This window comes from Pseudocitrobacter vendiensis (assembly GCF_943590815.1).
In the GTDB taxonomy this organism is placed as follows: domain Bacteria; phylum Pseudomonadota; class Gammaproteobacteria; order Enterobacterales; family Enterobacteriaceae; genus Pseudocitrobacter; species Pseudocitrobacter vendiensis.
This window is the reverse complement of record NZ_CALSBS010000002.1, coordinates 133742-148881: the sequence shown is the minus strand read 5'-3', so window position 1 is coordinate 148881 and position 15140 is coordinate 133742. Positions and strand designations below refer to the sequence as shown.

Genomic DNA, 15140 nt, shown 5'->3' with positions numbered 1-15140 from the left:
TTACTGGAAGACCACTTTTTTCACCAGTAAATCCTTATACGGTGCGCTCATTTTGCGACGCTGAAGATCTTGCTTTAGCGCGTCAGAAATCAGTTTGCGGATGGCAGATATTTTCATGCCGCGCAAATCTTCAAATTTCATTTCCGTCAGGCATTCAACTGCAATACTTTGATACAGCGGCTCCTGATGTTTTATTTTTTCCGCTTCTTTATCATTGGCGACCACCATGACTAACTCCGCCGACAAATAATGATCCGCGCCATTTTTATCATGCAGCGTGACAATGGTTTCCGGTAAGGTCACAAATACGCTTTTGCTCTCATCCAGAGTTTCCACGGATTCCGTCTGCGCGGCGGCAGTCGGTTTTCCTTTTCCGGCATAATGATGCCAGACTCCCCATCCTGCTCCGGCCCCTACCACTAACGCCAGCACGGCGCTGACCACGCCCGCCACCACGATTTTCTTCATCTTGCCTTTACACTTTGATTAAAACGGATTCGTTCTGTGGAAATTGAGGCGCATCGTCAAGAAGTAAGGCGGCACTCACCTCTTCCTGCTGATGGCCCGACTGTTGTTGCTGTTGCTGCGACTGCCCTTCGGAGGAAACCTGTACGTTCACCTCCATAAAATTTTGCGCCGTCAGATGCTGGCGGAGATCGTCGCTAAACTGCTGTAACGCGCGACAAACCTCGCTTTGGTTCGCGCCGATGTGCACCGTCAGTTTGCCGTTGTCGAGTTGCACGGCGATCTCGAGCTTGCCAAGCGACGGCGGATCAAGACGTATCGTGGAGATCTGCTGTTGTTTGTTGAGCTGAAAATGGATCTGATCTTTCAGAAGCGTCGTCAGCTTTTCGCCCAGTTCGTCCATCGAAAGCGTGGCTGGTTTGGCGACAATCTCCTGATGATCGCTGACCAGCTCCGGCGTCTTAACCTGCAACACGGCCCGCGCAATAACCGGCTCGCTGTCTGCTACTTTTTCCGTTTTACGCTCGACCTGCGGGCGCGCGGTCACGCGGTTTGGCTCAGGTTTCGGACGAACGGGCTGTGCCGATACGCGCGACTGCATCGGCGCAATGGCATGTAAATCTTCACTGGCGTAAGTCGCCAGTCTGGCCTGCTGCTCCGGTTTCGCCTGTGGCAACTGGCCGACCAGCGCCTGCAACTGCAGCGGCAACGGTGTGGGCTCCTGCTGTTGCGTCGAGCGCTGCGGCGCGTTTTGCGCCACCGCTTTCGTCAAGTGCTGGATAACCGGCGATGTTGCGACATTTCGCGGCTGCGGCGTGTCCTGATGCAGCGCGGCAGGTTGCGGAAGTAACAGTGCCAGTAGCGCCTGCATCGCCACCGGATCGTTCTCCTGCGGGCGCGTCGCCTGTTGCTGGCTGGTTTTAGCGCTATGAACGCGCTCCGCCACCGCCGCGACCGCCATTTTCGGCAGGGTAAACGCGGGCGCGTTTTCACCGCTCACCGGCGGTAAAATATCCGCTTTCAGCGACGCCGTTTCCGCAAGCGTTCCGAGCGTGGCAAGCAATGCCGGATTCATGACTTCTCCGAAAGTAAATTAACAATTGAGTAGGCCAGCACGCCTTCCTGATGGCGCTGATGCTGTTCCATACGCGCCTTCAACACTTCTGCACGCTGCTCGCGCCGTTTAATCAGGGCATTAAACGCGCCGTATAAATGTGCTTTTACCGCACACAACTGCGCCGCATCGGTTTCCGCCGCTGCGTAATCGTGAAACTGGCACATCAACTGCTTATGCAGTGCCGGAAGGCGTCGCCAGCGTTGTTTATCCAGCGCTTCATTCATCGCCTCAATCAGCGCGAAAAGTTGCCTGCATTGTTTTTCCATCGTCTTAACCCAGCTTGCCCGAAAGCCCTTCCCAGCCTTCACGCAGGTTGCTTAAAATCAGCATCACTTCATCGATTTTCTCCGCCGACAGCTCGCCGCTGGCCTCATACAAGCGATAAACGCAGTGGTCATAGAGGCGCGAAAGATTCACCACCAGCTCGCCGCCGGTTTCAAATTCCAGCGAACTGGTGAGTGCATTGAGAATGTCGATGCATTTATTGATGCTCTGGGCTTTCTTCTCGAAACGCCGCCCTTCAATATGACTTTTGGCGCGTTCCAGCTCGTCCATCAGGCCAGAAAACAGCACCAGCACCAGTTCCAAAGGCGATGCCGCCGCTGTACGCGCCGCGAGATCGATCTCTTTATATTGCGAATAGCCATCCTGTACTTGGTACATCTTTAGGGATATTCCTTCTGAGTTACGCGAATGCCGCCATGCTGGCTTTCATGGTGTACACCTCAACCAGCGTGTTGGTGTACTCCTCCAGATAACGGTCGTAGTTGGCGTTATAGGTATCGGTAAGCTGATCGCCTTCGTCCTGAATTTTGCTCATCTGATCGTCAATGTTCTGCTGGCGCAGGGTGATGATGCCGTTGCTGGAGTCCGTGTAGGTGTTAATCAGATCGTCCATCTGCGCCACCATGCTGTTGTCGCCAACGAAAATAGAGGTCAGACCGTCAGGATTTTTCGCCATTTCGTCGTTGAACTGGTCGGAGTCAATCTGTAAGTGGCCGTGAGAATCAAGCGTGATGCCATAGTCAACAATCGACACCCCGTTGTAGCTGGCATGGGCGATATCATCGAGCTGGTTCGCCAGTGAGCTGAGTCCGGCGTCACCCGCAAATACCCCGGCGCTGGTACTGTCATCACCGTGGGTGGTCAATGAATCAACCGTATCAATCAAGGTGTTATAGGCATCAACAAAGGTCTGTACTTTCTCCTGGCTGGCGCTGGAATCTTCGCTGATGTTAAAGGTAGTGAGATCGCTGTCAGAATCGCTGACTTCGGTAAAAGTCATGGTGACGCCGGGGATCACATCATCAAAGGTGTTGCTGCTATTGGTGATGGCGGGCCCCGTGGCACTGCCGAGATGAATAATCGCGTCCTGAGCGGAGGAAACATCCGTAGCAACGGGCGCGCTGGCGCTGTCGTTGCTGGCGTCATGCCCCGTTACGCTCACCGAAAATGCGCTCTGCGCCCCGGTGCTGTCCGAGGTGAGCATAATGGTGGTGGTGCCATCGGTTTTTACCAGCGCCGCTGAAACGCCGGGGTTATCGTCAGAGTCGTTAATCGCATTCACCAGCTCGCTGGCGTCGATAAAACCGTCGCCGTCACCGTTCTGATCCGCTGCCGCCAGATCAATATCCATGGTGCTGTCGCCCATCGTCAGCTCGAAGGTGCCGGTAGCGGAAAAGGCGTCGTCGCCCATACTGAACGTGGTCTGCTGCCCTTGCGCCAGTTGCTCAACGAAAAATGAGTAGCTTCCCGCCTGTGCCTGCGAGTTAGCGGAAACGGTCGCTGAGTCATTATTGCTGGTGGCGGCAAACGTTACCGGGCCGTCGGTATCGCTGTTCAGCGCATCGACGGCGCTCTGAAAATCGCTCAACGCCGAGCTGAGCGTATCCAGGCCGCTGCTTTCGGCATCCAGCTCCGTTTGCTTTTCCTGCAAATTTGCCGCCTGAGTGGCGACATCCGCATAAGCGATTTCCTGGGCAATAGTTCTTGGGTTAATCATTGATGACTCCGGTTAACGATGTCAGGTTATTGGCAAAAGGCGTGCCAATAATTTTTATGTGAATAATCAATAGATTGAAAAATGGGCGGAAAGCGTGTTTCCGGTTCGGCGGAAAAGTGCCTGCCGCAAAAAGCACAACACCGCCCGCAGGCGGTGTTGTTTGTAGGCCCGAACTTACTGCAGCAGGCTGGAAACCATGCTGGACATGCTGTTGGACTGTTTCAGCATGGTGATACCGGTCTGCATCAGCACCTGCTGTTTGGTCATGTTGGACGCTTCCGTCGCGTAGTCGGTATCCATAATGTTGCCGATAGCGACTTCGGTGTTGTCCTGCATACTGGTCAGGTTGTTTGCGGTGTCGTTCAGACGGTTGATAGACGCACCCAGCTTGGACTGGATCTGCGAAACATCATCCATCGCCGTAGAAATGCTAGTGATCATCTGGTTCGCCGAGCCAGACGCAGTCAGTTCAGTACCGCCAGACACGCCTGCGGTGCCAGTGGTGTCAGCCTGATCCGCACTAAAGGAGTTGCTGATAGCAGAAAGATCCGTCACCAGCGTGTTCAACTGGCTTGAAATGTTCACGGTCATGGTGTCGGAAGATTCCGCGCCCACCTGGAAAGTCACCGCGCTCTGGAATAGGCCGTCAGTACCGGTGTTGCTGGTGCCGGAAACACCGAACAGGTTAGTGCCGCCGTAGGTGGTATTTTGCAGCATGTCAGACATCTGCTGGCCCAGTTCGTCGTATTCGTCCTGCATCGCCTGCAGGTCATCGTCGCTGTAGGTGCCGTTCGCTGCCTGCGTTGACAGGTCTTTCATACGACCCAGCACATCAGACATTTCGTCGAACATGCTGTCAGCGGTTTGCAGCATCGCCGTTGCATCATTAATGTTGCTCAGTGCCACGCCCATACCGCTGGACTGTGCAGTCAGACGGTTAGCAATTTGTTTGCCCGCTGCGTCATCGGCAGAAGAGTTAATCCGGTTACCTGTTGCCAGGCGTTCCATAGATGTAGAAAGAGAAGCGCTGCTTTTGCTGATTGCGTTAACGGCTGCCATTGAGGCGTTGTTTGTATTAATAGATAACATGATACTGCTCCTTGGGATTAATCGATTTCGTTTCGATACCCTGTAAAAACGACAGCCCCATCAGCAAACTTAAAAAACGAATAAAAAAAATTTCGCGCTCTTATTCAGTAATGAAACAGGGTCAATTTAGTTATACTTAAATTTGGATTAAATGATTATTAGCAATATTGCTCCCACGGCCAGGCGAATCACTCAACCCCATTTAACCAACTGAATAAACTGATATTTTATCCATTATTTAAATTTAATAATTTTTAAATTGACGTTAAAATTTACATTGCGTTGCAAATGGCACACTTTAGCCTATTGTGGACACCCCTCCATTTGGTTACATTCCTCTGCCATCTGGCTGCTAAGAATAATCCCATCGACAGGAATTGATACCTATGCATTATCATCAGGAAAGTGGCATAGCATAGACTTAACTCAATATTCTATTTTAAACAGGTAAACCTGACCATGAACATCATTATCAACAACTGGCGTATGGATCCGTCACAGAATGCGTTAATTCATCGTGAAACGGGAGAAATGCGACGCCTCGGTGAGTATCATTTTCTTCTTCTGGAAACATTAACAAAAAATGTGGATGAAGTATTATCGCGTTCCTATTTGTGCGCGGAAGTGTGGAAAAACAGAATCGTTGGCGGCAACAGCCTGCCGACGGCAATTCACGCCCTACGCGCGGCGATAGACGATGATGGAAAGCATCAAAATATTATTAAAACCGTACCGAAAAAAGGTTATCTGTGTAGTAAAGAGTATGTTTTACTCACAGAGGATGTTTTACCCAATGAGACTGAAACCGCAAAACCAGCTGCAGAAGCGCTTCTGCCCGAAGTCGCCCCTGATGTGATTCCCGGCACGCCAGTGCAACGTAGATCTTTTAGGACTAAAAATCTGCTTAGCCTTGTTTTATCTTTAGTTCTGGCGATATCCGGCGCAACCTTTTTTGTGTACAACAGAAGTGATGACACGCCACAGTTGATTAAAGAATCGGTAAACAACCCGCGAATAAAAATTTACCATCTGAGCGCATCGGGGAAAAAGAGCACCACACCTACACTCGCCAGTGTCCTTACGCCAGGCCAACAGAAGTTAGCAACATTATTATCTGCCCATGATGTGACAATGACGATGTATTATCGATACGTTCATAATCGACTCGAAAGCGATCTGGTATTACGCAACCAGTGCAACGACAGCTGGCAATTAACCTTTAATATGGAAAACTGGCAAAATAGCGATATTACGAGTGCGATGTATCAGAGTTTAGAGAAATTGTTAAATACTGTGCAGAAGTGCTGATGAATACGAATATATGCCGGATGCGACGCTAAAGGCGTCTTATCCGGCATACCCATAATTACCCCAATAAATTCCTCACCGTCTGGCTGGAAATTCGCGCCTGGCCGTTCACCGCCTGCAATAAAACCTGATAGTTATGATTGGCGCTGTCGAGCACACCGCCGAGATTTTCCGACGCCTGTACCGCACTTTCTGTCTGCGGGAAGCGGGACATGCCGTCGATCAACTGGCGGGCCTTTTCCTGCTGCATAGCCATCTTCGCGCGCTGCTGATTAATGTTTTCTAACATCTGAGAAATCCCCGCCCCGCCCTGCTGCAGGCTTTGCGCTAACCGCTCGGCTTCAGAGGGTTCGGCAAAGGTTTTTAGCGGCATAAACGCCGACTTATCGCCATCGGTGCGCACGCTTAAGGTGCGCTCGATATGGGGCCACTGTTTTTCAGTGGTGGAGAAACTGATGCCATCCGCTTGCTGATGCAGCTGCACGCCTACGCGGCGCAGGGCGTTGGTCAGCCGTGTCTGGTACTGCCTGGCGTTATCATCCTCAGACAGCATCACCGCTGAAAGCTGGGTCTGCCGCCCGTCAGAGACACTGAACATCCGCGTTCCCGGTGTAGGGTTGTTGACGAGATTTGCCAGATCCGGCGAGTGGAAGCTCACCCGCGCTTCCCCCTGCAACACCGGCTGCAACTGGCGGTCCACCGCGCCGCCGGAAAGCGCGGTGCGTTTGTCCAGCATCTGCATCAGCGCCGTACTCTGCGCCTGCCCGCCCTTACGCTGGCTATGACGATAATCGAGCAATTGCTGCTCCAGTTGCCCGAGATAGTGATCCGCCTGCTGCAACGTGGTGAGCTGATCGTTAAGCTGCACGCTGTAACGCTGCGGGCGAGTGGTAATCAGCGGCGAGGCCGGATATTCACTCGCCGTCGCCGGGAGCTTTTGCCGCACCGCCTGAGTGGGCGCAACGGTTGACGACGATACCGCAGCGCTATGCGCGCCGCCGGTGGCGAGTGACGAAGATGTAAGTCCGACCTGCATACTGTTCCTGAAAGAGTTAGAGAACGCTGAATAAATTCAACTCACTCACCTTCGAGTAAGTCTTGAGGGTAGCTTCCATTGCCACTTCCAGTCCGGTAAAGGTGATCGACGCCGGGCCGTAATCGAGATCCTGCAATGAACCAATCAACTCATCATTAGAGGTAGAGATATCGGTCTGCGCATCGCTTAACATCGACATGGTGTTTTGTGTCTCGCCGAGCGACGCAATCGAGGCGTTGAGGTCGTCCGAGGCGGTGTCCACCACATTAACGGCGTTTTGAATATCGCTTTGTACCTGCGGATCTGCCGGGTCAACGTTAGGGTCTTGCAACTCCTGAGAGAGCGAATTGAGCGTGTTGAGCACATCTAAATTACTGCCGAAGAAATCGCTCACCGCCACGTTGGTATCCACTTCAACGCCGTTCGACACCGTCGTCTGACGATGGTCGCTGTTACCCTGATAGCTGTAGCTATCGGTCACGCCATCACCGTCATCGTCCACCGCCACAATCGGCGGCTGATCGTTGATAGTGCCGCCAAAGACGTAATGCCCGTCTTCATCCTGATAATTGAGCGCCGCCACCATCGATTCGGTGAGCGACTCAATATCCTGCCCAAGGCTTGCCAGCGAATCGGCGGTATTGGTGCCGTTCGCTGCTTCCAGCAGGTCGTCGCGCACCGCCAGCAGGCTGTTGTTGACGCCATCAAGAATCGACTCCTGCTGGCTTAAGCCCGCCGACGCGGAGTCGATATTGCTCTGATACTGCTCAATCGCCGACTGCTGGCGGTTCAACTGGGTGATGCGTGTGGCGGCGATAGGATCATCCGATGGCTGCAAAATTTCCTTGCCGGTTGCCATCTGCTCGACCACGTGCGCCAGTTCGCCAGAAAGATTATTAAAGCTTTGCGTCATCGAGACGTAGGTTTGTTGAGTGGTTACTCGCATTTTCGCGCTCCCGCTTAGCTGCACATTTCCAGCACCGAATCGAAAATCTCGGCCCCGGCGGAAATGACTTTCAGATTGGCTTCATAAATTTGTTGATAGGTGATCAGGTTCACCGCCTCTTCGTCCATGCTGACGCCGCTGACGCTGCTCTGCTGGTTTTGCGCCTCAGAATAGACATTGGACGCAGCGGTCACTTCGGTCTGGTTTTGCTGAGTGTAAATGCCGATATTGCTGATGATTGACGAGCACGCTTGCCCGACCGTCACGCTGCCGATGTTGTCTATCTCCAGCGGCTCAGTGGAGATGTTGATCAGCGCCTGCAGGTTGTCGCTGTTGCCGCTTTCGTCCGGCGAACTGGAGAACGCAAGTTCATCGGCGGTGATATCCGGGTTAACGGTCAGCGGGCCATCGGCATTACTGGCATCGTAAATAAACAGCGGCTCGCCGGGGTTACCGTTGAGATCGTAGCCCTGCGCCAGCTGGTTGTTGACCGCATCGGCAAACTGCGACGCCATGCTGTTGATGGTGTCGGTCAGCGGCGTCAGGACGTCGTTTTGATAATCAAAAAGTGCGCCTAATGAACCGCCGGTGTCGGTGGTCATGGTCGAGGTCGTTCCGGCAAAGGTCAGTGTCATCGTTGGCGTGCCATCGGCGTTGGTTTCCAGCGCAATGGTCGAGCTTTGCTGCCCGCTCACCAGCGGCTGACCGTTTTGCAGGGTGATGTTGTAATTGCCCTGGTCGTCGATATTGACCTGCACATCCATCATTCCGCTGAGTTCTTCCACCATCTGGTCGCGGGCATCATACAGCGCGGAGGCGTTATCGCCGTTGGCTTCGGCCTGGGCGATTTGCTGGTTATAGCTGGCGATGCCGCTGGTGAGCGTATTGATTTGCGACACCATCGCCTGCTGCTGGCTGATGATTTCTGTGCTTTGCGAGTCGATGTAATCCAGCGTGTTATCGATACGCAACGACAGCGCCCCGGCTTCGCTGATCACCTGTTCGCGCAGGGCAGAATCATCGGGGCTGGTGGTCGCTTCGTTGAGGGCCGCGAAAAAGTTATCGAAGCCGCCGCTCAGGCTGCTGTTATCGTCACTCAATACCGCTTCCAGTTGCGTGAGATACCCTTGCTGGGTGTTGTAATAGCCGTAATCGCTGGCGGCATACCACACCTGATTCACCTGATACTGGTTGGAGACGCGACGAATGCTGTCCACCTGTACGCCGTTTCCGGCGCTGTTCGGCGAACCGCCGCTGGCACCGATGGTGCTGATCTCCGCCACCTGGCGGGTGTAGCCCGTGGTCATGGCGTTAGCGGTGTTTTGCGCCGTGACGTTCAGCTCCACCTGCGCGGTTGATGCGCCGCTGTAGCCGATGTTAATCATGTCCATGTTGGATCCTTACCGGTAAATCGTGCCGGTTAAAAGCGGCGTGAAGTTGGGGATTCTTAAGTGGGAGAGAGTGCGCGCATTGCCCCCTCACCCTAACCCTCTCCCTGAGGGAGAGGGGACCGATCGAGCGCGGTATTGAACAGGGTGCCGGTTTTCTCCCTCTCCCTGTGGGAGAGGGCCGGGGTGAGGGCATCAGCGCGCACCTCACCTATGCTTCAGCGACAACTGCTTCACAATCATCGCCGCGATCCCTATCCCATGCTGCTGCGCCAGGGTGTTACACAACTCATCGTCATAAAACCCCTGCATCATGCGCACCGAATCGCTGTTAAACGGGTTATCTTTCGAATCAAACAATTCGTTGGTTTTGCGCATCTCTTTGAGCATGTTGCGTAAAAAAATCGCCTCAAACTGCTCTGCGGCCTGCTTGATATCATTGGCCTGAACTTTTGGCCCCATTAATGCGTCGCTGCCGTCAATCCCGCCGCTGGCGTTGACTTTCATCAGATCACCTCCAGGTCGGCATCCAGCGCGCCCGCTTCATGCAGCGCCTGCAAAATCGACATAATGTCGTCCGGCGTTGCGCCTAAACTGTTCAGCGCATTGACCAGCGTTTTCAGGCTGCTCGATTCCGGCAAACTCACCACGCCCGGACGGGCATGATTCACCGCGATATTGCTCTGCGGCGTTACTGCCGTACGCCCGCCCGCAAAGGCATTCGGCTGGCTGACGTTGCTGGTTTCGTTAATTGAGACAGTCAGGCTGCCATGCGACACCGCCGCCGCGTGCAGCGCGATGCCATCGCCCATCACCACCGTACCGGTACGCGAGTTAAACACCACGCGTGCGCGGATTTTCTCCGCCTGCACCTGCACATCATCCAGTTGTGACATAAACGCCACCCGCGCGCCGGGGCTGGTGGGCGCACGCACGGTGACGTTGGTGGAACTCTGCGCCGTGGCAATGCCGCCAAACGAGGCGTTGATCGCCGCCGCAATGTTGTTGGCGTCTTTAAACGACGGGCGTTTCAGGTTGAGCGTAATGGTGTCGCCCATCTGAAAATCGCTGGGAATTTCGCGCTCCACCGTCGCGCCATTGGGGATTAACCCGGCGGTCGGCGTATTAACCGTTACGCTCGAACCACTGGCCCCGGTAGCGTTCATCCCGCCCACCACCACGCTGCCCTGCGCCAGGGCATACACTTCGCCATCTGCGCCGTGCAACTGGGTCAACAGCAAGGTGCCGCCACGAATACTTTTAGCATCGCCAATCGACGAGACGGTGACATCAATAGTCTGCCCACGCGAGTACATCGGCGGCAACGTGGCGCTCACCGCCACCGCGGCGACGTTTTTCACCTTCGGGTCGATTTTATTCGGCAACTGCACGCCAAACTGGCGCAGCATATTGGTGATGGTCTGGTTGGTGAATTTGACCTGGTTTTTATCGCCCGTACCGTCGAGGCCGACCACCAGGCTGTAGCCGACCAGTTGGTTTTCACGCACGCCCTGTACGTTGACCAGCGACTCCAGCGATTGCGCCAGCGCCACGCCGGGTAGCGCCAGGCTTACGGCTATCATCACCGTTTTTATCCAGTTTTGCATTGCACTCTCCGGCATTAAATCGGGAACAGAGGATGGTTAAACAGCCGGGTCAGCCAGCCTGCGGCGTTGGCGTCGCTTAATGCGCCACGTCCGGCATAGGAGATACGGGCGTCGGCGATCCGCTGGGAAGAAACCGAGTTGTCGTTCTGGATATCGTCGGCGCGCACCAGGCCGCTTAAGCGGATGTACTCATCGCCCTGATTGAGGGTGAGCCATTTCTCGCCGCGAATTTCCAGGATGCCGTTGGGCTGCACCGCATGAACGGAAACGGTGATCTCCCCGCGCAGGCTGTTCTGCTGCTGGGACGTGGCGCTGCCGTCAAAATCGCGGTTGGCGTCGATGGAGCCGGAAAGGTTATTTTTGGTGTGACCAAATACCGTTGGCGCGGTGATATCGACGCTGTTGCTTTTGCCAAAGTTGGTTTTCGCCTGTTTGCTCGACTGAGTGGATTCTTCGAGGATCACCGTCAGGATATCGCCCACGCGGTAAGCGCGTCGGTCGGCGGTTAGCGACCAGTTATATCCAGTTTCAAATACGCCCCCGGCACGCCCGTCTGCCGGAAGCGGCGCTTCGGTTTTCGGTGGCGCAAAGTATGCGTCGTCTTTTTTGACCAGAATGGCCTGTGATTCACACCCGCTAAGCAGGGGAAGCAGCGCCACCAGCCAGAGATAATTTTTCACGTTCTGCCTGTTTAGTGTTGCAGGCCACGGGGGTGGCCGGTTGTTTGGTGGGTTGGAGCGGGTTTGTTCCCCCTCACCCTAGCCCTCTCCCTCGAGGGAGAGGGGACTGACCTGTGCGCGTTGTTACATTGTGCACCGCTTTTCTCCCTCTCCCTGTGGGAGAGGGCCGGAGTGAGGGCATCAGCGCGCACGTTCCCCCTCACCCTAACCCTCTCCCCAAAGGGGCGAGGGGACCGATCGAGCGCGTTTTTACATCGTGCTCCGCTTTTCTCCCTCTCCCTGTGGGAGAGGGCCGGGGTGAGGGCATCAGGCCGCACCGCCCTTAACGCCTTACAGCGTCTGGCTGATGTACTGCAACATATCGTCCGCCGCCGACACCATTTTGGCGTTCATCTCGTACGCGCGTTGCACCGTAATCATCGCCACCATTTCGTTGACAATATCCACGTTCGAGCCTTCGAGCGCATTGTCCTGCAAGGTGCCAAGCCCATCTTCGCCCGGTACGCCTTCGGTCGGCTGACCGCTGGCGGCGGTTTCCAGATAGAGGTTGTCGCCCTCGGCGGAAAGCCCCGCCGGGTTGGCGAAGTTCACCAGCGTCAGTTGCCCTAACTCGGTCACGTCGCTGTCGCCGGGTAAGATAGCCGTCACCGTACCGTCCTCACCAAACGCAACATTCGTCGCCCCCGCCGGAACGTCGATTTCCGGCTGCAATGGCAAGCCCTGCGAGTTGGTTAGCACGCCGTCGGCATTCACCTGCAAATTGCCGTCGCGGGTATAGGCGATATCGCCGTTGGCCTTTTGCACCTGCAAAAACCCCTGCCCCATAATGGCGACATTCATTGCGTTGTCGGTGGTTTCGACGTTGCCTTCGGTAAAGGTTTTCTGAGTGCCGACAATGCGCACGCCGCTACCGAATTGCAGCCCGGTCGGCATGATGTTGTTCTGGTCGAGCATCGCGCCCGGCGCTTCCTGGGTCTGGTAGAACAGATCCTGAAACATCACCCGGTCGCGCTTGAAGCCGGTGGTGTTAACGTTGGCGATGTTGTTGGCAATCGCGCTCATTTCAGCATCCTGCGCCGAGAGGCCGGTTTTGCTGATCCATAATGCTGCGTTCATGGTGGTAAATTCCGTGTTGTTTTTGGGCCGCGGTTGCCGGATGCGGCGTAAACGCCTTATCCGGCCTACGATTTGGGCACAAACTTGTAGGCCTGATAAGACGCAAAGCGTCGCATCAGGCACCGCCGCATAGTTGCCGGATGCGGCGTGAACGCCTTATCCGGCCTACGATGTGCGGTTACGAGCCGCGCAATAAGCGGTTGCCCGCGTCGCTGATATCTTCGGCGGTTTTCATCATCTTGATCTGCGCTTCAAACTGGCGGTTCATGGCGATGGACGACATCATTTCGCTCACCGCCGAGACGTTGCTGCCCTCGAGAAAACCGCCGCTGACTTTGATGTTTTCATCACGCTGGGCCGGAACGCCGTCGCTAGTCACCAGCATCCCTTCAGGATTTTTCGCCAGGTTAGCAACCGGGATATCCACCAGCTTCAGGCGGTCGATATCCATCGTGGCGGTCACGTCACCGTCATCGGGCGTCACCGACAGCGTGCCGTCGCTGCCAAACGAGGCAATGGCGTTCGGCGGCAGAATGATCGGGCCGTTATCCCCCAGCACCAGATTGCCGTCGATGGTCAGTTGCCCCTGGTCGTCCTGCTGAATGTTGCCATTGCGGGTATAAACTTCGTTGCCGTTTTTATCCTGTACCGCAATGTAACCCGCCCCCTGAATCGCCACGTCCAGCGGGCGTTCGGTTTTCTCCGCCACACCTGTGCTGTCGTTCACGCCGCTGGCCCCTTCCTGCGCCATATAGCGCGTGTCGAAGCCGCTGCCTTTCACCTTGTCGTTGGTCGCCATCGCCATATCGGCGCGAAAACCGTTGGTGTTGACGTTCGCCAGGTTGTTGGCGCTAATTTGCTGCTCGTACAACGTCTGAGAAGCCCCGCTCAGGGCGGTATAAATCAAGCGATCCATTACATTGCCTGGAACAGCGCGTCATCGAGCTGCGTGCTGGTGGCAATCACTTTGGTGTTGGCCTGATAGTTACGCTGGGCGGTCATCAGGTTAACCAGTTCGCTGGTGATATCGACGTTAGAGCTCTCAAGCGCTCCCGACGTGAGCGTGCCGCAGGTGCCGGAACCGGGAACACCAATCAGTGGCGTGCCGGATTCCCCGGTTTGTACCCACGCGGTGCCGCTTACGGCTTGCAGGCCGTCGTCGTTAGGGAACGTCGCCAGCACCACCTGGCCCTGCAACATGCGCTCGCCGTTGCTGTAGGTGGCGTAAACTTTGCCATCGTCATCAACCTGCACACCGTTCTGAGTCGCGGAGGCGTAGCCATCGGCGGCGTTGGTGGTGACAGAAAATTCAGAACCGTATTGCGTACAGGTCGAGTAATCGACGGTCAAATCGATGGGCGCGGCGGCGTCGGTCTGAAACTCAATGGTCTGCGGGGTGGTGGGCGAAGTCAGTTTCCCGGTGTTCGGGTCGAAGGTTAATGTCGTCGCCGGAACGCCGGTCTGCTGCTGACCATCGAAGGTGTACTGCACTTCCCAGGTGTTATCGCTGGTTTTGGTGAAGTACTGGCATACCGAGTGTTCGTTGCCTAATGAGTCATACACCGTGGTGGTGTAGCTGTCGGTGTACGAGCTACTATTGGCCGGGTCGAACGGTACGGTGGTGCGGTCGATAGCCGCATCGCTGGCGTTGAAGTTGGCGGTAAAGGTCAGGCTGCTGCTGGCCTGCGCCGGGATATTGCCGGTTTTGATCTGGATATCCGTCACCGTGCCGGTTTGCAGGGTGCCGCTGTCATCGACCGGATAGCCCTGCAAATAAGCGCCCGAGGCGTTGACGATATAGCCGTCTTTGTCCGTTTCAAACGATCCGGCGCGGGTATAAGAGATGTTGCCCGCGCTGTCACACATCACAAAAAAGCCGTCGTCGTTAATCGCCAGATCCAGCGCATTACTGGTGGAGACCAGCGAACCGCCGCGCGAAATACTTTGCGCGGTGCCCGCCACGCTGACGCCCATTGCCTGGCTTCCGGCATACATGGCTGAAAACTGGGTAGTCATCGACTTATACCCCACCGTTCCGGCGTTAGCGATGTTGTTACTGATCCCGTCCAGTTGTTCGTTAACGGCATTCAGCCCCGTTGCGGCAATTTCATAACTCATTGTTTCGTCCTGTTAATTCAAATTTTGACAGCGTGCCCGTTGTTTTGCCGGATGCGGCGTGAACGCCTTATCCGGCCTACAAACGGGCTCATACTCAAAAATATGCGCGAACTCGTAGGCCTGATAAGACGCGCCAGAGTCGCATCAGGCACTGTGCACCGAACGCCGGATGCGGCGTAAACGCCTTATCCGGCCTACAAACAGGCACATACTCAAAAATATGCGCGAATTCGTAGGCCTGATAAGACGCGCCAGCGTCGCATCAGGC

At 55.2% G+C, this 15140-nt stretch carries 16 protein-coding genes; 1 reads left to right on the top strand and 15 read right to left on the bottom strand.

The window, feature by feature from the left end; translation table 11 throughout:
• From NMC31_RS03055 to lafA, 6 genes are all read right to left on the bottom strand, one after another.
• Entirely contained in the window at positions 1-468 is a 468-nt protein-coding gene (locus NMC31_RS03055; protein ID WP_000725253.1) for a flagellar basal body-associated FliL family protein, read from the bottom strand.
• Positions 469-475: 7 nt separating this feature from the next.
• Positions 476-1540, bottom strand: a complete 1065-nt coding sequence (locus tag NMC31_RS03050) for a flagellar hook-length control protein FliK (RefSeq protein WP_253896921.1) — start codon at positions 1538-1540, stop codon at positions 476-478.
• A complete protein-coding gene (locus tag NMC31_RS03045; protein WP_253896920.1) occupies positions 1537-1848 on the bottom strand; it encodes a flagellar protein FliT in 312 nt (103 codons plus the stop codon). The genes NMC31_RS03050 and NMC31_RS03045 overlap by 4 nt, the downstream gene beginning before the upstream one ends.
• A gap of 4 nt (positions 1849-1852) precedes the next feature.
• A complete protein-coding gene (gene fliS / locus NMC31_RS03040) occupies positions 1853-2245 on the bottom strand; it encodes a flagellar export chaperone FliS (protein WP_000285319.1) in 393 nt (130 codons plus the stop codon).
• Between the two features lie 22 nt (positions 2246-2267).
• Positions 2268-3584 (bottom strand): flagellar filament capping protein FliD, encoded by a 1317-nt coding sequence (gene fliD / locus NMC31_RS03035; protein WP_000609687.1) that lies wholly within the window; start codon positions 3582-3584, stop codon positions 2268-2270.
• A 174-nt stretch (positions 3585-3758) separates the two neighbouring features.
• Positions 3759-4673: a lateral flagellin LafA gene (lafA, locus tag NMC31_RS03030; protein ID WP_113858560.1), complete on the bottom strand. Its 915-nt coding sequence runs from the start codon at positions 4671-4673 to the stop codon at positions 3759-3761.
• 459 nt (positions 4674-5132) lie between these two features.
• On the opposite strand from lafA, the gene NMC31_RS03025 reads away from it, so the two are divergent.
• Positions 5133-5981, top strand: a complete 849-nt coding sequence (locus tag NMC31_RS03025) for a winged helix-turn-helix domain-containing protein (RefSeq protein ID WP_253896919.1) — start codon at positions 5133-5135, stop codon at positions 5979-5981.
• 58 nt (positions 5982-6039) lie between these two features.
• Here the strand turns inward: NMC31_RS03025 and NMC31_RS03020 are convergent, their stop codons facing one another.
• From NMC31_RS03020 to flgE, 9 genes are all read right to left on the bottom strand, one after another.
• Complete coding sequence (locus tag NMC31_RS03020; protein ID WP_253896918.1) at positions 6040-7017, bottom strand: flagellar biosynthesis protein FlhF; 978 nt, start codon at positions 7015-7017, stop codon at positions 6040-6042.
• Between the two features lie 16 nt (positions 7018-7033).
• A complete protein-coding gene (gene flgL, locus NMC31_RS03015; protein ID WP_088542296.1) occupies positions 7034-7963 on the bottom strand; it encodes a flagellar hook-associated protein FlgL in 930 nt (309 codons plus the stop codon).
• Positions 7964-7977: 14 nt separating this feature from the next.
• Positions 7978-9354, bottom strand: a complete 1377-nt coding sequence (gene flgK, locus NMC31_RS03010) for a flagellar hook-associated protein FlgK (protein ID WP_253896917.1) — start codon at positions 9352-9354, stop codon at positions 7978-7980.
• Between the two features lie 204 nt (positions 9355-9558).
• Positions 9559-9858, bottom strand: coding sequence for a rod-binding protein (locus NMC31_RS03005; RefSeq protein WP_253896916.1), 300 nt, complete (start codon positions 9856-9858; stop codon positions 9559-9561).
• A complete protein-coding gene (locus NMC31_RS03000) occupies positions 9858-10958 on the bottom strand; it encodes a flagellar basal body P-ring protein FlgI (protein WP_253896915.1) in 1101 nt (366 codons plus the stop codon). The genes NMC31_RS03005 and NMC31_RS03000 overlap by 1 nt, the downstream gene beginning before the upstream one ends.
• 14 nt (positions 10959-10972) lie before the next feature.
• Positions 10973-11638 carry a flagellar basal body L-ring protein FlgH gene (gene flgH, locus NMC31_RS02995; RefSeq protein WP_253896914.1) on the bottom strand — a complete coding sequence of 222 codons (666 nt, stop codon included), beginning with the start codon at positions 11636-11638 and terminating at the stop codon, positions 10973-10975.
• Positions 11639-11968: 330 nt separating this feature from the next.
• Entirely contained in the window at positions 11969-12754 is a 786-nt protein-coding gene (gene flgG / locus NMC31_RS02990; RefSeq protein ID WP_000990540.1) for a flagellar basal-body rod protein FlgG, read from the bottom strand.
• 178 nt (positions 12755-12932) lie between these two features.
• Complete coding sequence (locus NMC31_RS02985; RefSeq protein WP_253896913.1) at positions 12933-13670, bottom strand: flagellar basal body rod protein FlgF; 738 nt, start codon at positions 13668-13670, stop codon at positions 12933-12935.
• Positions 13670-14872: a flagellar hook protein FlgE gene (flgE, locus tag NMC31_RS02980; protein ID WP_253896912.1), complete on the bottom strand. Its 1203-nt coding sequence runs from the start codon at positions 14870-14872 to the stop codon at positions 13670-13672. The genes NMC31_RS02985 and flgE overlap by 1 nt, the downstream gene beginning before the upstream one ends.
• Positions 14873-15140 lie beyond the last annotated feature (268 nt).

Coding starts and splice junctions, on each gene's coding strand:
- flgE (WP_253896912.1), bottom strand. CDS start 14,872: ATGAGTTATGAAATTGCCGCAACGGGGCTGAATGCCGTTAACGAACAA.
- NMC31_RS03055 (WP_000725253.1), bottom strand. CDS start 468: ATGAAGAAAATCGTGGTGGCGGGCGTGGTCAGCGCCGTGCTGGCGTTA.
- flgK (WP_253896917.1), bottom strand. CDS start 9,354: ATGGACATGATTAACATCGGCTACAGCGGCGCATCAACCGCGCAGGTG.
- NMC31_RS03020 (WP_253896918.1), bottom strand. CDS start 7,017: ATGCAGGTCGGACTTACATCTTCGTCACTCGCCACCGGCGGCGCGCAT.
- fliS (WP_000285319.1), bottom strand. CDS start 2,245: ATGTACCAAGTACAGGATGGCTATTCGCAATATAAAGAGATCGATCTC.
- flgL (WP_088542296.1), bottom strand. CDS start 7,963: ATGCGAGTAACCACTCAACAAACCTACGTCTCGATGACGCAAAGCTTT.
- NMC31_RS03025 (WP_253896919.1), top strand. CDS start 5,133: ATGAACATCATTATCAACAACTGGCGTATGGATCCGTCACAGAATGCG.
- NMC31_RS03045 (WP_253896920.1), bottom strand. CDS start 1,848: ATGGAAAAACAATGCAGGCAACTTTTCGCGCTGATTGAGGCGATGAAT.
- NMC31_RS03050 (WP_253896921.1), bottom strand. CDS start 1,540: ATGAATCCGGCATTGCTTGCCACGCTCGGAACGCTTGCGGAAACGGCG.
- lafA (WP_113858560.1), bottom strand. CDS start 4,673: ATGTTATCTATTAATACAAACAACGCCTCAATGGCAGCCGTTAACGCA.
- NMC31_RS03000 (WP_253896915.1), bottom strand. CDS start 10,958: ATGCAAAACTGGATAAAAACGGTGATGATAGCCGTAAGCCTGGCGCTA.
- flgG (WP_000990540.1), bottom strand. CDS start 12,754: ATGAACGCAGCATTATGGATCAGCAAAACCGGCCTCTCGGCGCAGGAT.
- fliD (WP_000609687.1), bottom strand. CDS start 3,584: ATGATTAACCCAAGAACTATTGCCCAGGAAATCGCTTATGCGGATGTC.
- NMC31_RS02985 (WP_253896913.1), bottom strand. CDS start 13,670: ATGGATCGCTTGATTTATACCGCCCTGAGCGGGGCTTCTCAGACGTTG.
- NMC31_RS03005 (WP_253896916.1), bottom strand. CDS start 9,858: ATGAAAGTCAACGCCAGCGGCGGGATTGACGGCAGCGACGCATTAATG.